Genomic DNA, 18,220 nt, shown 5'->3' with positions numbered 1-18,220 from the left:
CGCCAAAAGGCCGAGTCCGGGGCCGAGTCCGGGGCCGAGTCCGGGGCCGAAGCCTCGACCCACATTCAGGTTTTTCCGATGTGTTCGTTCTCGAAAGACTGCTTCTTGCAGGCCGGCCCAGCGATTCGAATACTGCCATTCGCCATTCGAACGAGATCCACGACGCCCGCCGCATGCGGCAACGCGCCGTCGATCACGACAGCCGACCCGACCGACCGCAGGACTCGACGGCATGAATCGCGCGCCGACAGCCCTCGAGGAGCCCCATCATGCGCCGCTATCCCACGAACAGCCCGCAGGCCGCAGCCCGCATCGTCGCCCTCACCGTGGTCGCCGACGGCGACATCGGCGACGTCGAGATCGAGTGGCTCGACCGCCTGTCCGTGCACGAGCAACTGGGTCTGGCGCGGCAGGAACTGCACGCGCTGCTCGACACCTTCTGCGAAGACCTGCTGTCGAGCCACCAGCTGAAGTGGGCCGACGCCTGCCCAGTGGACGAGCGAACCCTGGCCGACCTGATGGGCGAGGTGCAAGACCCCCCGCTGCGGCTGAAGCTGCTGCGCCTGTGCGTGGAACTGGCCGAGGTCGATGACCGCATCGACGAAGGCGAGTCGCTCGTGCTCGTCGCTGCCGCCGAGCACTGGGGCCTGGAGTACGAGACGTTTCGCTCGTCGTCCCGACACTGACTGAATCACTGCAACTCACTTCAAAGGCGGTCATGCAATCCATTGGTTCTCCACTCATGTGGTCTCTGTTCGCGGCGTTCGTGCTGGTGGCGCTGCTGGTCGACTTCTTCGCCATGAGCAAGCAGGGGGCTCACCGCGTCAGCACCCGTGAAGCCGCCATCTGGTCGCTCGTCTGGGTCGGCGTGTCCTTCGTCTTCATGGGCTGGATGTGGTGGCACCTCGGTGGCACCGGCACGGACGAAGGAGCACGCTCGCTGGCCAATGCCAAGTCGCTGGAATTCCTGACGGGCTACCTGATCGAGAAGGCGCTGGCGGTCGACAACATCTTCGTGTTCCTGATGCTGTTCACCTACTTCGCGGTGCCGGCGGAATTCCAGAAGCGCGTGCTCATGATCGGCATCCTGGGCGCGCTGGTGCTGCGCGCGGCGATGATCCTGGTGGGTGCCTGGCTGATCGCGCAGTTCCACTGGATCCTGTACGTGTTCGGCGCCTTCCTGCTGTTCACCGGGATCAAGATGTGGTGGGCCGCCGGCCAGGAGCCGGATCTGGACAACAACCCCGCCCTCAAGTGGATCCGCGGCCGCTTCAAGATCGCGCCAAACTACGACGGCGAGAAGTTCTTCACCCTGGTGGGCGGCGTCAAGATGGCCACGCCGCTGCTGGTGGTGATCCTGCTCATCGGCATCGTCGACATCGTGTTCGCGGTCGACTCGATCCCGGCCATCTTCGCCATCACCACCGACCCCTTCATCGTGCTCACCTCCAACGTGTTCGCGATCCTCGGGCTGCGCGCGATGTACTTCCTGCTGGCCAACATGCACGAGCGGTTCCACCTGCTCAGCTACGGTCTGGCCATCGTTCTGGTGTTCATCGGCGCCAAGATGCTGCTGATCGACGTCTACAAGATTCCCGTGGCGTTCTCGCTCGGCTTCACCGCGGTCACGCTGGCCGTGACGATGATCCTGTCGCTCAAGATCCCGCCCAAGGGCACCTCTGGCGGCGCCTATCCGTTCGGTTCCAAGAAGCAGGAAGAGCGTGCCTAGGAACCTGCCGCCCGGCACGGTGGTCGTGAGTCGACCCCTGCGCCGTCCGGCGCACTCAGCCGGGGGGTGGGTCGGCGCGCGTGCGTTGCTCGTCGGGCCTGGCAGGGCGCAGGCCGGGCGTCAGCTTCAGGGCCAGCTGCACCAGCAGGTGGGCCGACACCGGCGCCGTGAGGAACAGGAACACGGTGATCAGCCCCTCGTGCAAGCTGGGCTTGCCGGTCAGCGCGGCCACCAGCGCCGACGCCAGCAGCACGCAGCCGACCCCCAAGGTGGTGGCCTTGCTCGGACCGTGCAGGCGCTTGAAGAAGTCCGACAGCCGCGCCAGGCCGATGGCCCCGACCAGGGCGAAGGCAGCGCCCACCACCAGCAGCACGGAGGCCAGTGCATCGGCCCACAGGGGAAGCTCTTGCGTCATCGGTGGGCCCTCATTCGGTGATGTCGCCGCGCAGCAGGTACTTGGCCAGCACCACCGTGCCGATGAAGCCCAGCAGGCCGATCAGCAGGGCCACCTCGAAGTAGTGCTTGTGGCCGAAGCTCAGGCCCAGCGCCACCAGCAGCGCCAGCGCATTGATGTAGAGCGTGTCCAGCGCCAGGATCCGGTCGGGCAGGTCGGGGCCGCGCAGCAGGCGCCAGGCCGCCAGGGCCAGCGCCAGCGTCAACGCCCCCACGACCCAGGGCAGCACAGTGGCCAGCATCATCCGAACACCTCCGAGAGCGGCGCCTCGTAGCGCGCCTTGATGTCGGCGACGATCGCCTCGGCGGCCGCATCGTCCGGCGCATGCAGCGCATGCACCAGCAGCCAGCGGTGGTCGTCGCTCAGTTCAGCCGATATCGTGCCCGGCGTGGTGGTGACGATGCCGGCCAGCAGCACGATGGCCAGCGGGTCTGTCAGGTCGATCGGCACCCACACGAAGCGTGGCTGGATGGCGGCGTCGCGGCCGAGCACGCGGCGCGCCACGTCGACGTTGCTGCGCACGATGTCCCACAGCACCACGCCGACCAGCCGGGCCAGCGCGGTCCACGAGCGAATCGGCGAACGCTCGGGCCGCAGCGGGGCCAGCAGCCACGGGATCACCAGCGCCAGCAGCGCGCCCAGCAGCCACTGGCCGGCCGAGGCCGATTCGTTGAGCATCAGCCAGGCGATCAGCAGCGCCACGCTGGAGATCGGCGATGGCAGCAGGCGGCGCACGGCGCTCACTTCGAAACCCCGCGCTCGCGCATTTCGCGCCGCACGTCGATCGCCGCCGGCACCGGGCGGGCGCCGAGCACGGCCTGCACATAGCCCTGGCGCGCGAACAGCTGCGCGGCAGTGGCGGCGGTGTAGGCCGCGATCGGGCCGGCGGCCACCGCGCACAGCACCACCATCGCCAGCGCGCCGCCGGTGGCGGCCTGCGCCAGGCCCGGCCGCGTCACCCTGTCCGGCACGCCGGGCGGTGGCGCGCCGCCACTTTCCCAGAACAGCGCGCTGCCCGCGCGCGCCAGTGCCACCATCACCATCAGGCTCGACGCCAGCACGCCAGCCACCACTTCGCCGGCCCAGGGCGTGTTGCCGGCCGCCTGCAGCAGCAGCGCCTTGCCCATGAAGGCGGCCAGCGGCGGCACCCCGGCCACGGCCACCGCGGCGATGAAGAAACCGGTGCCCAAGGGCGCCCAGGCCGCCGGCCGCAGACCCGGCAGCAGCAGGTCGGTGCCGCCTCGCGCCGCAGCGATGCGGTCGGCCAGCAGGAACCAGGCGCAGGCCACCAGCGTGCTGGGCACCAGGTAGAACAGGCCCGCGGCCAGGCCGCGCTCGCTGCCCAGGCCCACGGCCAGCAGCAGCGTGCCGGCCGAGGCCACCACCAGGTAGGCCACCAGGGTGCGCAGGTGCGCCGCCGCCAAGGTGCCGAGCGCCGCCAGCACCAGGGTGGCCAGCGCCAGCGCTGTCAGCAGGGGCGACTCACCGGTGACCAGGCCGGCGGGCACGAACAACGTCGTCGCCCGCACGATGGCGTACACGCCCACCTTCGTCAGCACCGCGAACAGGGCCGCGGTCGGCGCGCTGGCACTGGCATAGGTGTCGGGCAGCCAGAAGTACAGCGGCAGCAGCGCCGCCTTCACCGCGAACACCACCAGCAGCATCAGCAGGGCCGCCTGGGCCAGGCGCTGGTTCTCTGCGGCCAGCAGCGGCAGCTTGTTGGCCAGGTCGGCCATGTTCAGCGTGCCCGCCACGGCATACAGCAGGCTCACCGCCACCAGGAACAGCGCCGAGCCCGCCAGGTTGAACACCACGTAGTGCACGCCCGCCTTCAGGCGCTGGCGCCCGGCGCCGTGCAGCAGCAGGCCGTAGCTGGCGGCCAGCAGCACCTCGAAGAACACGAACAGGTTGAACAGGTCGGCCGTCAGGAAGGCGCCGTTCAGGCCCATCAACTGGAACTGGAACAGCGCATGGAAGTGGCGCGATGGGGTCTCGTGCCGGCGGTCGTCGCCCGCCAGCGCGAAGGTCAGCGCCGCGGCGGCCACCAGGGCGGTGACGAGCAGCATCAGGGCCGAGAGCCGGTCCAGCGCCAGCGTGATGCCGTAGGGCGCCGCCCAGTTGCCCACCAGGTAAGGCTGCACGGCGCCGTGGTCGGCCTGCGCCACCAGTTGCATGGCCAGCGCCACCAGGCCGGCCACCGCGGCGGCCGACAGCACCGGTACCCAGCGCGAGGCGCGCTGCTCCAGCAGCAGCAGCAGCGCGCCGGCCACCAGCGGCAGCACGATCGGCAGCACGATCTCATGCCCGCCCGGCAGCAGCGACGCGATGGGCGGCAATGGCACGGCGGCCGTCATCACGGCAGCCGTCATCGCGGCGGCTCCTCGCCGTCGACGTGGTCGCTGCCGGTGTCGCCACGGGCGCGCAGCGCGATGCCCAGCAGCAGCGCGGTCATCGCGAAGCTGATGACGATGGCCGTCAGCACCAGGGCCTGCGGCAGCGGGTCGGCATGGGTGGCCAGCGTGGCGGCCACGCCCGGCTCGACGATGGGCTCCGCGTTCACCTTGACCCGGCCCATCGCGAAGATGAACAGGTTGACGGCATAGCTGAGCAGCGTGAGGCCGAGGATGGCGTCGAAGGTGCGTGCACGCAGCAGCAGCCAGGTGCCGCAGCCGGCCAGCGTGCCGATGAACAGGCAGAGCAGCAGCAGCATCGGGTCACTCCGGCATCGGCCGCACGGGCGACGGCATCGACAGGCGGGCGATGGCCAGCAGCATGGCCATCGTCGCCCCCACCACCACCAGGTACACGCCCAGGTCGAAGGCCGAGGCGCTGGCCAGCGGCACGCCACCGATGCCGGGCAGCCAGGGGTAATCGTAGGTGGTGGTGAGGAAGGGCGCCGCGAACAGCCAGCTGGCCAGCCCGGTGGCGGCGGCCAGCCCCAGGCCCCAGCCGAGCCAGGCGCGGAAATCGCCCCCCAGCAGCGGGCTGCGGTCGCGCACCCAGGCCTGGCCATGCGCCACCTGCATCAGCACCAGGCCGATGGCCAGCACCAGGCCGGCGATGAAGCCGCCGCCCGGCAGGTTGTGGCCGCGCAGGTACAGGAACACCGAGATCAGCACGACGAAAGGCAGCACCAGCCGGGCCACGCGCTGCAGCATCAGCGGGTGCGCCTGGCCGGCCGTCACCGGCACCGGCGCCGCGGGCGGCGCCCAGCCGGCCAGCAGCGCATGCAGCGTCAACGCAGCGATGACCAGCACGGTGATCTCGCCCAGGGTGTCGAAGCCGCGGTAGTCGACGATGATCACGTTGACGGTGTTGGCGCCGCCGCCCTGCGGCAGGGTGGTGGCGAAGAAGAAGTCGCTGACGCTCTGGCCCGGCCGCGTCAGCACCATCCACACCAGCGCGGCCACGCCCAGGCCCACCACCAGCGCCAGCACGGCATCGCGTGCGGCGGGCCACGGCGTGCGGTGCTCCGCCGGGCTCTCGTCGGGCAGCCACTTCAGCGCCAGCATCAGCAGCACCACGCTCACCACTTCCACCAGCAACTGCGTCAGTGCCAGGTCGGGGGCCGACAGGCCCACGAACACCAGGCACACCACCAGCCCCGCACCACCCATCAGCACCACCGCCACCACGCGCTGCCGATGCAGCAGCGCGGTGCCCAGCGCGGCGGCGCTGCCCAGCAGGCCCAGCGCCAGCGCGAGTGGATTCAGGCCCTGGACATGCAGTGCCGCGGGCGCTGCCGACGGCCCCCAGGACAACACGAAGGGCGCGGCACCGGCGGCCAGCGCCATCAGCACCAGCAGCAGCAGGTAGCCCTGCAGCCGGCCGTTCTGCAATGCGCCCACCAGCGTGCCGGCAGCCCCCACGCCGGCGGATTGCAGCCGCGCGAACAGATCCCGGCCACTGGCCACCAGCGCGCCGGGCAGTTGCGTCACGCGGTGCAGGTCCAGGCCGCGGTGCAAGGCCGCATACAGGGCCACGCCGGCCACCACGGCGATGGCGCTCATCAGCAGGGCACCGTTGAAGCCGTGCCAGACGGCCAGGTGATAAGCCGGCAGCGCAGGCCCGGGCGCGCCGTGCAGGGCCGCCTGCGCCGCCACGGCCAGCAGCGGCCCGGCCACCAGCGCCGGGGCCAGGCCCACCGCCAGGCACAGCAGCACCAGCAGCAGCACCGGCAGGCGCATGAAGAACGGCGCCTCGTGCGGAACCTTGGGCAGGCCCACCGGCTCGCCGTTGAAGAAGGTGTCGTGGATGAAGCGCAGCGAGTAGGCCACGCTCAGGGCACCGGCCAGCGTGGCGCCGGCCGGCAGCAGCCACTCCATCGCCCCGTGCGAGTCCTTGGCCAGCGCCTCGGCGAAGAACATCTCCTTGCTGAGGAAGCCGTTGAGCAGCGGCACGCCGGCCATGCTGAGTGCGGCCACGATGCCCAGGGTGGCGGTGAAGGGCATCGGCTTCATGAGGCCGTTGATGCGCCGCATGTCGCGTGTGCCGCATTCGTGGTCGATGATGCCGGCACTCATGAACAGGCCGGCCTTGAAGATGGCGTGGTTGAGGATGTGGAACACGCCGGCCACCACCGCCAGCGGCTCCGACAGGCCGAACAGCAGCGTGATCAGGCCCAGGTGGCTGATCGTGCTGTAGGCCAGCAGGCCCTTCAGGTCGTGCTGGAAGATCGCGATGTAGGCCCCCAGCAGCATCGTGGACAGCCCCACGCTGGTGACGATCCAGAACCAGGGCTCGCTGCCGCCCAGTGCCGGGTACAGCCGCGCCAGCAGGAACACGCCGCACTTCACCATCGTGGCCGAGTGCAGGTAGGCCGACACCGGCGTGGGCGCGGCCATGGCGTGCGGCAGCCAAAAATGGAACGGGAACTGCGCGCTCTTGGTGAAGGCCCCCAGCAGCACCAGCACCAGCGCCACGACGTACAGCGGATGGGCACGGATGAGATCGCCCGAGGCAAGCACATCGTCGAGCTGGACGCTGCCGACGATGTGCCCCAGCAGCAGCACGCCGGCCAGCAGGCACAGGCCGCCGGCACCGGTGATGGCCAGCGCCATGCGGGCGCCTTCGCGCGCGTCGCGGCCGACGTCGTCGCGGCCGTGCCAGTAGCCGATGAGCAGGAAGCTGGCCAGGCTGGTCAGCTCCCAGAACAGCACCAGCAGCACCAGGTTGTCGGCCAGCACCACGCCGAGCATGGCCCCCATGAACAGCAGCAGGAAGACAAAGAAGCGGCCGCTGGGGCTGTGCGGATCGTCGGGATCCAGGTACCAGGCCGCATACAGCACCACCAGCGCGCCGATGCCGCCGATGAGCAGCACGAACAGCCAGGCCAGGCCGTCCAGGCGGAAGCCCAGGTCCATCCCCAGCGCCGGCAGCCACGGCACGCTGGCCCGCAGCACCTGGCCATCGAACACGGCCGGCGCCGCCAGCAGCGCCAGCGCCGTCACCCCCATCGCCACCGCGCCGGCCGCCAGGGCCTGGGCCCGGCGGGCCGCGGCCGGCAGGCTGCCGACCAGGGCCGCGCCCAGCCAGGGCAGCAGCGCGAGGGCGAACAGGCGCATCGGCTCAGGCCTCGCCGGCGGCCACCGGACGGCGGATCATCACCACCACCAGCGTCACCACGGTCAGCGGCACGACGAAGCCCAACATCACGCCCGAGAAGGCCTGCAGCGCGTCGTGCTGCTGCGCCGCCAGGATCAGGTAGGTCACGTAGGCGACGTAGTAGCCGAGGAAGACGCCACCTTCCCAGCGCGCGATCTCGCGGCCCGTCACGAACACCGGCAGGCAGGCCAGGGCCACCGCCAGCATCACCCAGATGTCGAAGGCCAGCAACGACGGCGCCATCTGCAGGCCCATGTCACCCGACACCAGCCCCGACAGCCCCAGGCAGCCGAGGATGTTGAAGGTGTTGCTGCCCACCACGTTGCCCACCGCGATGTCGCGTTCGCCCTTGAGCGCTGCCGCGATGCTGGTGGCCACCTCGGGCATGCTGGTGCCGGCGGCGACGATGGTCAGGCCGATGACGAGGTCGCTCACGCCCATGGCCTTGGCGAAGTTCACCGAGGCCTGCACCAGGAAGTCGGAGCCGAACACCAGCGCGGCCAGGCCGACCGCAATGAGACCGAGCTGCGCCGCCCAATGGCTGTCCCAGGCACCCGCAGGGCCGGGCTGCACCTCGGCGGCAAACTCGTCCTTGGCCGCCTGCGTCTCGCGGCGCGACTGCACCACCAGGAACACGGTGTAGGCGCCCAGCAGGGCGAACAGCAGGCCGCCGTCGGCCATCGACAGCCGGCCATCCAGGCCCAGCGCCAGCAGCAGCAGGCTGGCGCCCAGCATGATCGGCACCTCCTGGCGGATCAGCTGGATGTTGACCACCAGCGGTGCGATCAAGGCGCTGATGCCCAGGATGAACAGCACGTTGAAGATGTTGCTGCCCACCACGTTGCCGATGGCCAGGTCGGCCTTGCCGTCGAACACGGCACCCACGCTCACCGCCACTTCGGGCGCGCTGGTACCGAAGGCCACGATCGTCAGGCCGACGACCAGCGGGCTGATGCCGAACGACAAGGCCAGCCGGGACGCACCGCGAACCAGCACATTGGCACCGATCACCAGCAGGGCCAGGCCCCCGACAAACATGAGCAGGTTCATGATCGAGCACTCTATCCACAAAAGGCGGTCTGTCGCAGGCCGGGCAGCCCGCGCTTGGGGTGGGTGGCCGCGCCACGACGTCGGGCGCTGGCGCAGGGGCGTCGGGCGCTGGCGCAGGGGCGTCGGCCACGGGCGGGCCGACGGAGGTCGAACGGGCCGAGACATGGACCCCGGCCCGGACGCGCAGACGCTGCCGCGCCGAACCGAAGTCCGGGCGGCCGCGCCGTCATGCGGCCATGGCGCGGGGCGGCCGCGAATCCGGGCCGCCACCACGACGCCACAGGGCGATGAGCAGGTGCAGCGCCGCGCCGAGCACCACGAACAGCACCCCGCCGATGCCCCAGACGGCCCAGCTGGCCCACGTCAGGCCGCCGGCCAGCGCCGGTGCCGCCTGGAGCAGGCTCTCCACCATAGGGCCCAGGCCCGAGAGCAGCGCGGACAACGACTGCACCACCTCGGCCGGCACCCAGGGCGCCAACCATTCCGGCAGCCGAAGACCCGCGACGCCCGACGCGGCGCCCGACAAGGCGCCGGCGCTGGACAGCGTCCAGACGGCAGCGGCATGCAGCGCCCAGGCCGTCAGCGACCAGGCCGCGAGGAGCAGGACGATGACGAACCAGCTGATGGCATAAAGCATGATGGATTCTCCGGTGACGATGAACTGCCCGACAGTGTGGGGACGTTCACTCATCGAAGAAACCACCTTCAATCTCCCAAAGCATTCGGCTTTTCCGAACTGGAGGCCGCATGCTGAACTACCGCCACCTGCACTGCTTCTGGGTCGTCACCAAGGAAGGTGGCTTTGCCCGCGCCGCCGAGCGGCTGGACAGGGCCGTGAACACCACCAGCGCACAGGTGCGCGAGCTGGAGAAGTCGCTGGGCCATCAACTGCTCAAGGCCACGGGCCGCGGCGTGGCCCTCACCGAGGCGGGCCAGGCCGCGTTCGCGCGGGCCGACGAGATCTTCCAGCTGGGCCAGTGCGTGGCCGACGAGGTGCGCGAGGCGGCCAGCGGCAAGGTGGCGAGGCTGGCGGTCGGGCTGTCCGACGGCATCTCCAAGCTGGCAGCCCACGCGCTGCTGGCGCCGGTGCTGGCCACGCCGAACCTGCGGCTGGTCTGCCATGAAGGGGAGTTCGAGCAGTTGCTCGCCGAACTGGCGCTGCACCACCTCGACCTGATCCTGGCCGGGCAGGCCGCCCCGCGCAATCCGAACCTGCGCTCGACGCTGGACCACTGGTGCGCGGCCTGCGCCTGCTCGGCCGCACCGACGGCGTGAAGGAGGAGATCCACGCCATCCGGTCCCGGCGAGGCCAGAACCACCCGCTGGTGCGGCCGATCGTGGCGGCCGCGGCGGCCTCGCCGTACCGCCGAGGGGCGCGCTCGGCGCGGGCACGGGCGGCCCCGGCCCGGCAGTTCCAGGCACCCCGGTGGCAAGGTCCGGCGTCGTGGCGGGCACGGGCCCGCCGAGCACCTTTGGTGCGCTATCGCACATACAAGGGCCGGTGGCTTTGGTACACCTCGTCCCAAGATGGCGACAGGCGCGTGCCGCATGCGGGCATTGCCAACGCCACTTCGCCAGAACCACCCCGAACCGGAGACCCCCCATCGGCACCCGCAGAACGCCCCCGCTCGCGTTGGCCAAGCTGCCCACCGGCATCGAAGGGTTCGACCACCTGAGCCACGGCGGATTGCCGCAGCACCGCACCAGCCTGCTCATCGGCGGCCCCGGGGCAGGCAAGACCGTGCTGGCGCTGCAATGTCTCGTCAACGCGGCGCGCCAGCACCGCGCGCCCGGGATCCTCGTCGCGTTCGAGGAAAGCCCCAGCCAGATCATCGCCAACGGCAACACCTTCGATTGGGGCCTGTCCCGCCTCGTGCCCAGGCAGCTGTTCATCATGGACGCCCACCTGTCGCCCACCTTGGTCAAGGCCGGGGACTTCGATCTGGTCGGCATGCTCGCCATGCTCGCCGCCAAGCAGCAGGAAGTGGGCGCGCAATGGATCGTGTTCGACGGCATCGACGTGCTGCTGACCCTGCTGCAGGATCCGGCGGCCGAAATGCGCGAGCTTTATCGGCTGCGGGACTGGCTCGCCACCAGCGGGCTGACGGCCATCCTGACAGCCAAGACCGAGAGCAGCTTCGGACAGGCACCGAACCACGGGTTCCTGCAGTTCATGGTCGATTGCGTGGTGCGGCTCGATCGGCACCAGGAAGACCGCGTCTCGGTGCAGACCCTCCAGATCACGAAGTACCGCGGGTCGGGCCATGCGGCCGCCGAAGTGCCGCTGAGCTTCGGGCCGTCTGGCATCGAGGTGGGTGCCACCAAGGCGCCGGACATCGGGCACAAGGCATCGACGCAGCGGCTCAGCGCGGGCTTCGAGCGACTCGACGCCATGCTCGGCGGCGGCGTGTTCCGGGGCAGCAGCACGCTGATCACCGGGGTGCCGGGCACGTCCAAGACCACCCTGGCCGGAAAGTTCATCGAGGCCGCCTGCCAGCGCGGCGAGCGCTCGCTGTTCGTCAGCTTCGACGAGAGCGCCGATCAGATCATGCGCAATCTGTCGTCCGTCGGCATCGCCCTGAAGCCGCACGTCAAGTCCGGCCTGCTGCGGATGCACTCGGCCCGCACCGAAGGCATCAGCGCGGAAGAGCACCTGCTGAGGTTCAGTGCGCTCATCCGCGACCATCGGCCGCTGTGCCTGGTGATCGACCCGTTGACGGCCATTGCCAAGTCGGGCGCGCTGGGCGCGGCACGCGCGGTGGCCAACCGGCTGATCTATCGGGTCAAGGACGAGGACATCACCTTGATGGTGACAGCGCTCAGCGAGACCGAAGGACCAGGGGGCGAAGCCACGGACCTGCAGGTCTCGACCGTCGCGGACACGTGGATCCACCTGTCCTACCTGGTGCGGGGCGGCGAGCGCAACCGCGCCCTCACCATCGTCAAGTCGCGCGGCACTGCGCACTCCAACCAGGTCCGCGAACTCATCCTCAGCGGTGCCGGCCCCTCGCTGTCCGACGTCTACACCGCCGGCGGCGAGGTGTTGATGGGCACCCTGCGCTGGGAGAAGGAAGCCGAAGAACTGACCAAGCAGGCCCGGCACCGCGCTGAGTTCGATCACAAGCGCCGGGAGCTTCAGTTCGCCGAAGCCCACACCAGTGCGCAGATCAAGGCGCTGCAGCTCGACCTGGAAAGGCAGCGCGCCGCCCTGGCCCTGAACTCCGGCGAGGACGACATCCACCAGGCTTCCTCCCACCTGCGGGAGGTCGAGTTGCGCAAGCGGCGCGGCGCAGACCCCACGCGGGCATTGGCCAGGAAGCACACCAACGGAGCCGAAAAATGACACGGCGCACAGTCAAGGCATCGCCCGAGTCGTTCACGACAGTGGTCGTGCTGCGGCTGTATGTCGCTGGCGGAGCACCGAACTCGGTGCAGGCCATCGCCAACCTCGAGGCCATCTGCGCCGAGTACCTGAAGGATGGCCACCGTCTGGAGGTGGTCGACGTCCTCGACAACCCACGGCGTGCGATGGCCGAGGGCGTGCTCGTCACGCCCAGCCTGGCCAAGCTGTCGCCGCTGCCCGCGGCGCAGGTCGTGGGCAACCTCAGCGACAAGGCGCGCGTGCTGCTGGCGCTCGGGTTGAAGCCCCATGGGCACTGAGCGCGGCATGGCCGGCACCCAGGCAGGGCGGGCGTCTGCCGCCTTGCAGCGGGTGCTGCGCCAACTGCCGATGGGCGCCTCCGAGCGGCAGGCGATCGAGGCCGGCGAGATCGACGCCGTCATCGACTACCGCAGTGCCAACGTCATCGTGTTCCCCGCGGCACGGCGTGCGCTGCGCGAACGGGCCCGACGCGCCGACGCCGCCGATCTCAGGGCAACGCTCGAGGCGCCAGAACAGAACCGCCTGCTCGCCGCCTTGCCCCGCGCAGAGCATCGGCGGCTGTTGTCCGCGCTCGAGCCGGTCACGCTGGCCGCGGGCGACGTGCTGCATGAAGCCGGCGCACCGATCCGGCATGTCTACTTCCCGGTCGATTGCGTCGTCTGCCTGTTGACGGAGGTCGACGGCCCGCAGACGGTCGCGACCGGCCTGGTGGGTCGTGAGGGCATGGTGGGCATGCCGCTGGCAATGGGCGTCGGCGCTTCGGTGGCCCGCGCCGTGGTGCAGATCGCCGGGACCGCCTTGCGCATGTCGGCCGCGCGCTTCTCGACGGAATTCCAGCGTGGCCTGCCACTGCAGCAACTGCTGTACCGCCATGCGCAGGTCGAGTTGAACCTGGCACGACAAACCGCCGCCTGCATCGCCTCGCACCGCTTCGAGCAGCGCCTGGCCTGCTGGCTGCTGATGATCGGCGATCGCGCCGCGTCGCAGGAGATGCTCCTGACGCAAGGGCATCTGGCCGCCGACCTCAACGTGCGGCGCGTCTCGGTCACGTCGGCCTGCGTCGCACTGCGCTCACTCGGCCTCATCGGCTACAGCCGGGGCAGGCTGTCGATCCTGGACCGCAAGGGGCTCGAGTCGGTGGCATGCCACTGCTATCGGCCCATCGATCCCGCCGACGCGGCACGGCGACCGGGCGGGATGGCGCAGCAGGCACAGGCCCACGCACCCGGGCGAGCGCGTGCAGGCGCGACACAGGTGCACCGCGCCCCGCTCGGCAAGGACGATTGAACCTCCGCAGGCCCGCTCGGCTCGCCCGCGGCGCGGGATGCCCGGCACGGTGTTCGCGCCGTTTGGAGGGTAGGCGTGGTGTCGCCGTGGAGGACAGCCTCCACCGTTCGACCACCCCATCGAAGCGCGCGACTCAACGCGTCACCCCGCGCCGTCCTTCACCGCCCGGGCCAGCCGCTTCAGCAGCGTCGGCACGCGCCGACGACCGTGCATCGCGCGCACACGGGCCTTCGCCGCGCCCAGGTCGATGCCCAGGCAGGTGACGACCAGCGGCGGCGCGTCGTCTTCGCGGTGCACCTTGAACTGCGCGGGCAGGTCGGGCATCGACGCCTTCGACACGCCGATGACCGGCACGCGGCCCTCGAGTGCGCGATGCAGGTGCCAGCCGATCGCGGGCGTCTCGGCGGCGTCGAGGTGCACCAGGCCGTCGAGCACGATCACCTCGGGCGCCAGCGCGTGCTCGCGCAGCAACTGCAGCAGACAGGGCAGCACCAGCACGTCGAGCGCCCCGCGGGCGGCCTTCTCGACCTGCGCCATGCGGGCCACGACCGTGCGCGAGGGTTCGGGCGCGTTCCATTCATCGAAGGCCACGGCGGCGGCCACCGCCCCCTCGCCGTCGCGTTGAACGACCACCGCCAGTTTCATCGGACACCTCGTGCGGCGAGCCCGTCACCCCGCAGGGGGCATTGTGGCCCCGGCGCTGGCGAACGCACCGTGGGGCGCGCCATGGCCGAGCCGCAGGCGATGGGCCGCGGCCGGGCCGGGCACGCGGGGGCGGTCACCGGGCGGCCGCTGCGCGCGCCAGGTCGTCGCCCTTCTCTCGCAGGTAGTCGGCCAGGTCGTACTCGTGCAGTTGCGCCTTGTGGCGCTCGGTCAGGGCAAACCAGGCGCGCAGGCGGGCCTGCAGTCGCTCGTCGCGCGAGCCGGTGGTCACGCTGCGGTGGGCCTGCAGCGCCAGGTAGTAGCGCATCACGTTGCGCTCCACGGCGGCGCGTTCGCCGCGCACGTACTTCGGCCGGCCGCTGGCATCGACGCCTTCGACGGTGAAGCCGATCTTGTCGCGGCCCGCGGTGGCCAGGTACATGCCCATCGCCATGCGCGCCAGCGTGCCCACGCCATAGGCATAGCCGAAGTGCACGAAGGTGTGGCCCTCGTCGATCGGCACCGCCTCGAAGACCAGGCGGTAGTCGGTGGTCGACATCGGGCCTTGCGCGGCGCTCAACGTGACGCGCAGGTGCGACGCGTCGGCCACCTCGTGGTGAACGGCGTAGTCCATGTGGTACTGCGCGCCGGGCCCGGTGGCGCGCTTGGGGCCGGCCAGCAGCGACACGCCCCCGCCGTCCGCGTCCGCCGCCGGCGCGCACGAGCGGATGTTCAGGTGCAGGAACAAGATCTCGCAGATGGCGGCCGCGTTGCGGACGCTCGCGCTCACCGCGGCCATGGGGTGGGCCACCTCGGCGTACACGTCGCCCTCGAGCCGATCCGGCAACTCGCGAGAGCGCAGCACCAGCGGCTCGCCGAACGTGTTGGCACGCAACTGCGGCTGCAGTTCGGCGCGCTTGGCGTGCAGGGCGGCTGCGGAGGCCGGTGCCGGAGCCGGCACCGCCGCGCGGGCCGCAACGCCAGGGCCCAACAGCGCCAGCAGCGCCAGCAGGGTGGCCCGCAGGGCTGCCCGGCCGAGCGGTGTGCGACGCGGGCCTGGTCGCCGGGGAGCCCTCGATTCGACAGTGTTGGCGTGCATCGCGGCCCGATCCGGTCTCGTGGCCCGGTTCGGGCCCATCCATGCCCGGTCAGATGGGGGGGACATTGGCCGTTCGCAAGGGCCGGTCTGCCCAGATCGCGGATATTCGGCGCCATGAAACGATGCACGGTGGTGGGCCAGGTGGGCAGGGCGCGTCGCATGACGCGGATGATCGGAGGGCTGCTGGGGGCCGTGCTGTCCTGCGGCATCGCCCAGGCGGCCGACGGCAGCGGTGCGCCGCGCTGGGAAGCCGGCATCGCCGCCGGCGTCGGGCACGTGCCCGACTACCCCGGCGCCGACCGCTCGCGCACCCGCGGCATCGTGCTGCCGATGTTCATCTACCGCGGCCCGGTGCTGCGCATCGACCAGGGCGGCATCCGCGGCCGCGTGCTCGACAGCCCTAACTGGGAATTCGACTTCAGCGCCACCGGCGGCTTCAACGCCAAGGACAACGCCGCGCGCGACGGCATGCCGCCCATCGACTACCTGTTCGGCCTCGGGCCGCAGTGGGTCTACAAGGGCCTGCAGTCGCAGGGCAGCGGCCCGACGTTGCACCTCAAGCTGCGCGCCATGATGTCCACCGACATGAAGCGCATCGACTCGCGAGGCTTCAGCATCGACCCCGAGGTGCGTTGGCGCCTGCCCGGGGTGGCAGGCACGCCCGCCACGCTGAGCGTGTCGGTGCAACCCACCTGGGCCAGCCGGGCACTGCACCGCACCTTCTACCAAGTGGACCCGTCCGAAGCGACGGCCCAACGCCCCGCCTACCGCGCCCGCGCCGGCTACCTGGGCACGGAGGTGGGCGCCACGCTGAGCCACCGCATGAGCCGCGACCTGTCGTGGTTCGTCGCCGCGCGGGGCATGTCGCTGCACGGCGCGGCCAACACCGACAGCCCGCTGCTGCGCGAGCGCAGCCAGTTGTCCGTCGGGGCCGGCGTGGTCTGGACGCCGTGGCGCAGCGGGGCCTCTGCCGCCGATTGAGCGCGCGGGTCGGCACGCGCGCCGACGCCGGGCTGCGGCGCGCGCAGGCTCAGGCGCCGGGGTCGCTGCCCCCCAGGGCCACGACCAGCATGTCGATGAACACGCGCGTGCGCGCCGGCATCAGCTTGCGCCCCGGGAACACCGCCCAGGCCGTGACGCGGGGCAGGCACCAGGCGGGCAGCACGCGGCGCAGCCGGCCCTGGCGCACATCGGCCGAGGCGAAGTGATCGGGCACGGCAGCGATGCCAGCGCCGGCGCGCGCCAGGCGGATCAGCAACTCGGGTGAATTGGCCGCGGCGCGGCCCGGTGGCACGCCCTGCCAGCGCTGCTCGCCGAGCAGCAGGGTCCAGGGGGTCAGCTCGCCATTGCCGCGCAACTGGCGCACCGCCAGGTGGCGGGCCAGGTCGTCGGGCGCCTGCGGCTCGCCATGCTCGGCCAGGTAGTCGGGCGCCGCGTACAGGCCGGCGGGAAACTCGGTCAGCCGGCGCGCGGCCAGCAGCGCGTCGTCGGGCAGGTCGCCCATGCGCACGGCCAGGTCGACGCCTTCGCCCAGCAGGTCCACGCGCCGTGGCGACAGGTCAAGCTCCAGCGCGATGGCAGGGTGCATCGCGACGAACGCCGCCAGTGCCTCGGCCAGCAGCAGGTTGGCCAGGTCGCTGGGCATCGACACGCGCAGGCGCCCGCCCGGGGCCGCCAGGCGCGATTCGCTGAGCGCGGCCACCGCGTCCACCTCGGCCACCACCTGGCGCGCGTGCTCCAGCATCTGCTGGCCGAACTCGGTGATCGTCTGGCGCCGGGTGGTGCGCAGCAGCAGGCGCTCGCCGACGCGTTGTTCCAGCGCGGCCAGCCGTCGCGACACGGTCGACTTGGGCAGCCCCAGCCGCTCGGCGGCCCGGCTGAAGCTGCCCAGCTCGGCCACGCGGGCAAAGATCAGCAGGTCGTTGGGGTCGATCACGGCGCCAGATTGTTCCATCGTGGCAACAATGATATCCATCTCAGCGGCTTTCCAGGCTGATTGATCGCCCTTAGAGTTCGTTCACCGCCTTGCCGTCCCAAGGCCTCCATGAACCGCCACCGCCACGAAAGGGCCGCCCCATGACCACCACCCTCACCCGCCCCCAGGTCGAGACCCCGCGCCGCGTGGAGCGGCTGGTCGCCGGCCAGGCCACATCCGACGGCGCCGGCGTCAAGCTCACCCGCGTGCTGACGCAGAACCTGCAGCACCGGCTCGACCCCTTCCTGATGCTCGATGCCTTCGGCAGCGACAACCCCGACGACTACATCGCCGGCTTCCCCGACCACCCGCACCGCGGCTTCGAGACGGTGACCTACATGATCGCCGGCCGCATGCGCCACCGCGACAGCGCCGGCCACGAGGGCCTGCTCGAGAACGGCGGCGTGCAGTGGATGACGGCCGGCCGCGGCGTCATCCATTCCGAGATCCCGCAGCAGGAAGAAGGCGTGATGGAAGGCTTTCAGCTGTGGCTGAACCTGCCCGGTCGCGACAAGATGAACGCGCCCTGGTACCGCGACTTCAAGGCCACCGACCTGCCGAAGTTCACCACGCCGCAGGGCGTGGCCGTGACCGTGATCGCCGGCAGCAGCCACGGCGTGGACGGCGCGGTGACGCGCGAGGCCACCGAGCCGCTGTACCTCGACCTGCACCTGGGGGCCGGCTCGCGCTTCGAGCAGCCGCTGCCGGCCGGGCACAACGCCTTCGTCTACGTTTACCGCGGTGCGGTCACCATCGCCGGGCAGGCCGTGCCCGTGCAGCGCATGGCCCTGCTGGCCAACGACGCCGGCACCGACGGCGTGGTCATCGAGGCCGGGGCCGAGGCCCGGGTGCTGCTGATCGCCGGCCGGCCGCTGAAGGAGCCGATCGCCCAGTACGGCCCCTTCGTGATGAACACGCAGCAGGAGATCTACCAGGCGCTCAGCGATTTCCGCGACGGCCGCCTGGGCGAAACCGCCGCCTGACCCACCCGCCCAGCC

General features: G+C 70.9%; 18 protein-coding genes and 1 pseudogene. 8 read left to right on the top strand and 11 right to left on the bottom strand.

The genetic code is table 11. The annotated features are described in order from the left end of the window. Window positions 1-269 precede the first annotated feature (269 nt). Both EOINJALH_RS05390 and EOINJALH_RS05385 read left to right on the top strand, forming a co-directional pair. A complete protein-coding gene (locus EOINJALH_RS05390) occupies window positions 270-686 on the top strand; it encodes a hypothetical protein (RefSeq protein WP_088279290.1) in 417 nt (138 codons plus the stop codon). 32 nt (window positions 687-718) lie between these two features. Then, a complete protein-coding gene (locus EOINJALH_RS05385; protein WP_088279289.1) occupies window positions 719-1,729 on the top strand; it encodes a TerC family protein in 1,011 nt (336 codons plus the stop codon). A gap of 55 nt (window positions 1,730-1,784) precedes the next feature. Here the strand turns inward: EOINJALH_RS05385 and EOINJALH_RS05380 are convergent, their stop codons facing one another. The 8 genes from EOINJALH_RS05380 to EOINJALH_RS05345 form a co-directional block, all read right to left on the bottom strand. Next, complete coding sequence (locus tag EOINJALH_RS05380) at window positions 1,785-2,144, bottom strand: Na+/H+ antiporter subunit G (protein ID WP_088279288.1); 360 nt, start codon at window positions 2,142-2,144, stop codon at window positions 1,785-1,787. A gap of 10 nt (window positions 2,145-2,154) precedes the next feature. Beyond that, window positions 2,155-2,424, bottom strand: a complete 270-nt coding sequence (locus EOINJALH_RS05375) for a K+/H+ antiporter subunit F (protein WP_088279287.1) — start codon at window positions 2,422-2,424, stop codon at window positions 2,155-2,157. Then, window positions 2,424-2,918 (bottom strand): Na+/H+ antiporter subunit E, encoded by a 495-nt coding sequence (locus EOINJALH_RS05370; protein WP_088279305.1) that lies wholly within the window; start codon window positions 2,916-2,918, stop codon window positions 2,424-2,426. The genes EOINJALH_RS05375 and EOINJALH_RS05370 overlap by 1 nt, the downstream gene beginning before the upstream one ends. A 5-nt stretch (window positions 2,919-2,923) precedes the next feature. After that, entirely contained in the window at window positions 2,924-4,552 is a 1,629-nt protein-coding gene (locus EOINJALH_RS05365; RefSeq protein WP_234413669.1) for a monovalent cation/H+ antiporter subunit D, read from the bottom strand. After that, window positions 4,549-4,893: a Na+/H+ antiporter subunit C gene (locus EOINJALH_RS05360; RefSeq protein WP_088279286.1), complete on the bottom strand. Its 345-nt coding sequence runs from the start codon at window positions 4,891-4,893 to the stop codon at window positions 4,549-4,551. The genes EOINJALH_RS05365 and EOINJALH_RS05360 overlap by 4 nt, the downstream gene beginning before the upstream one ends. Window positions 4,894-4,897: 4 nt before the next feature. After that, complete coding sequence (locus EOINJALH_RS05355; protein ID WP_088279285.1) at window positions 4,898-7,747, bottom strand: monovalent cation/H+ antiporter subunit A; 2,850 nt, start codon at window positions 7,745-7,747, stop codon at window positions 4,898-4,900. A 4-nt stretch (window positions 7,748-7,751) separates the two neighbouring features. Continuing rightward, entirely contained in the window at window positions 7,752-8,837 is a 1,086-nt protein-coding gene (locus EOINJALH_RS05350) for a calcium/sodium antiporter (protein ID WP_088279284.1), read from the bottom strand. Window positions 8,838-9,063: 226 nt separating this feature from the next. Continuing rightward, entirely contained in the window at window positions 9,064-9,528 is a 465-nt protein-coding gene (locus tag EOINJALH_RS05345; protein ID WP_234413668.1) for a hypothetical protein, read from the bottom strand. Between the two features lie 56 nt (window positions 9,529-9,584). Here EOINJALH_RS05345 and EOINJALH_RS05340 point away from each other — a divergent pair. The 4 genes and pseudogenes from EOINJALH_RS05340 to EOINJALH_RS05325 form a co-directional block, all read left to right on the top strand. Continuing rightward, window positions 9,585-10,189, top strand: a pseudogene (locus tag EOINJALH_RS05340) (LysR family transcriptional regulator); the annotation flags it as partial. Between the two features lie 92 nt (window positions 10,190-10,281). Beyond that, window positions 10,282-12,180, top strand: coding sequence for a circadian clock protein KaiC (gene kaiC / locus EOINJALH_RS05335; protein WP_158219662.1), 1,899 nt, complete (start codon window positions 10,282-10,284; stop codon window positions 12,178-12,180). Further along, window positions 12,177-12,497: a circadian clock KaiB family protein gene (locus tag EOINJALH_RS05330; protein ID WP_088279282.1), complete on the top strand. Its 321-nt coding sequence runs from the start codon at window positions 12,177-12,179 to the stop codon at window positions 12,495-12,497. The genes kaiC and EOINJALH_RS05330 overlap by 4 nt, the downstream gene beginning before the upstream one ends. Window positions 12,498-12,645: 148 nt before the next feature. Next, the gene (locus EOINJALH_RS05325; RefSeq protein ID WP_234413667.1) at window positions 12,646-13,506 is read left to right on the top strand and encodes a Crp/Fnr family transcriptional regulator; all 861 of its coding nucleotides are present in this window, start codon (window positions 12,646-12,648) and stop codon (window positions 13,504-13,506) included. 141 nt (window positions 13,507-13,647) lie between these two features. On the opposite strand, the gene EOINJALH_RS05320 is transcribed toward EOINJALH_RS05325, so the two are convergent. Together EOINJALH_RS05320 and EOINJALH_RS05315 are read right to left on the bottom strand one after the other, a co-directional pair. Then, window positions 13,648-14,151 (bottom strand): endonuclease V, encoded by a 504-nt coding sequence (locus tag EOINJALH_RS05320; protein ID WP_088279281.1) that lies wholly within the window; start codon window positions 14,149-14,151, stop codon window positions 13,648-13,650. Window positions 14,152-14,284: 133 nt separating this feature from the next. Continuing rightward, the gene (locus EOINJALH_RS05315; RefSeq protein ID WP_088279280.1) at window positions 14,285-15,247 is read right to left on the bottom strand and encodes a hypothetical protein; all 963 of its coding nucleotides are present in this window, start codon (window positions 15,245-15,247) and stop codon (window positions 14,285-14,287) included. Window positions 15,248-15,361: 114 nt separating this feature from the next. On the opposite strand from EOINJALH_RS05315, the gene EOINJALH_RS05310 reads away from it, so the two are divergent. Further along, window positions 15,362-16,228 (top strand): MipA/OmpV family protein, encoded by an 867-nt coding sequence (locus EOINJALH_RS05310; RefSeq protein ID WP_088279279.1) that lies wholly within the window; start codon window positions 15,362-15,364, stop codon window positions 16,226-16,228. A 49-nt stretch (window positions 16,229-16,277) separates the two neighbouring features. On the opposite strand, the gene EOINJALH_RS05305 is transcribed toward EOINJALH_RS05310, so the two are convergent. Beyond that, complete coding sequence (locus tag EOINJALH_RS05305) at window positions 16,278-17,222, bottom strand: LysR family transcriptional regulator (RefSeq protein ID WP_199873163.1); 945 nt, start codon at window positions 17,220-17,222, stop codon at window positions 16,278-16,280. A 101-nt stretch (window positions 17,223-17,323) separates the two neighbouring features. Between EOINJALH_RS05305 and EOINJALH_RS05300 the strand changes: the two genes are divergently transcribed. Further along, window positions 17,324-18,205, top strand: coding sequence for a pirin family protein (locus EOINJALH_RS05300; RefSeq protein ID WP_088279277.1), 882 nt, complete (start codon window positions 17,324-17,326; stop codon window positions 18,203-18,205). Window positions 18,206-18,220 lie beyond the last annotated feature (15 nt).

It is taken from the genome of Ideonella sp. A 288 (assembly GCF_002198735.1).
Classification (GTDB): Bacteria; Pseudomonadota; Gammaproteobacteria; order Burkholderiales; family Burkholderiaceae_C; genus Pseudaquabacterium.
This window is presented reverse-complemented; position numbering and strand designations above follow the sequence as displayed.

Bases quoted from the DNA above. Each gene is read 5' to 3' on its own strand.
- EOINJALH_RS05390 (WP_088279290.1), top strand. From the start codon at position 270: ATGCGCCGCTATCCCACGAACAGCCCGCAGGCCGCAGCCCGCATCGTC.
- EOINJALH_RS05385 (WP_088279289.1), top strand. From the start codon at position 719: ATGCAATCCATTGGTTCTCCACTCATGTGGTCTCTGTTCGCGGCGTTC.
- EOINJALH_RS05380 (WP_088279288.1), bottom strand. From the start codon at position 2,144: ATGACGCAAGAGCTTCCCCTGTGGGCCGATGCACTGGCCTCCGTGCTG.
- EOINJALH_RS05375 (WP_088279287.1), bottom strand. From the start codon at position 2,424: ATGCTGGCCACTGTGCTGCCCTGGGTCGTGGGGGCGTTGACGCTGGCG.
- EOINJALH_RS05365 (WP_234413669.1), bottom strand. From the start codon at position 4,552: ATGACGGCTGCCGTGATGACGGCCGCCGTGCCATTGCCGCCCATCGCG.
- EOINJALH_RS05360 (WP_088279286.1), bottom strand. From the start codon at position 4,893: ATGCTGCTGCTGCTCTGCCTGTTCATCGGCACGCTGGCCGGCTGCGGC.
- EOINJALH_RS05355 (WP_088279285.1), bottom strand. From the start codon at position 7,747: ATGCGCCTGTTCGCCCTCGCGCTGCTGCCCTGGCTGGGCGCGGCCCTG.
- EOINJALH_RS05350 (WP_088279284.1), bottom strand. From the start codon at position 8,837: ATGAACCTGCTCATGTTTGTCGGGGGCCTGGCCCTGCTGGTGATCGGT.
- EOINJALH_RS05345 (WP_234413668.1), bottom strand. From the start codon at position 9,528: ATGAGTGAACGTCCCCACACTGTCGGGCAGTTCATCGTCACCGGAGAA.
- EOINJALH_RS05330 (WP_088279282.1), top strand. From the start codon at position 12,177: ATGACACGGCGCACAGTCAAGGCATCGCCCGAGTCGTTCACGACAGTG.
- EOINJALH_RS05320 (WP_088279281.1), bottom strand. From the start codon at position 14,151: ATGAAACTGGCGGTGGTCGTTCAACGCGACGGCGAGGGGGCGGTGGCC.
- EOINJALH_RS05315 (WP_088279280.1), bottom strand. From the start codon at position 15,247: ATGCACGCCAACACTGTCGAATCGAGGGCTCCCCGGCGACCAGGCCCG.
- EOINJALH_RS05310 (WP_088279279.1), top strand. From the start codon at position 15,362: ATGAAACGATGCACGGTGGTGGGCCAGGTGGGCAGGGCGCGTCGCATG.
- EOINJALH_RS05305 (WP_199873163.1), bottom strand. From the start codon at position 17,222: ATGGATATCATTGTTGCCACGATGGAACAATCTGGCGCCGTGATCGAC.
- EOINJALH_RS05300 (WP_088279277.1), top strand. From the start codon at position 17,324: ATGACCACCACCCTCACCCGCCCCCAGGTCGAGACCCCGCGCCGCGTG.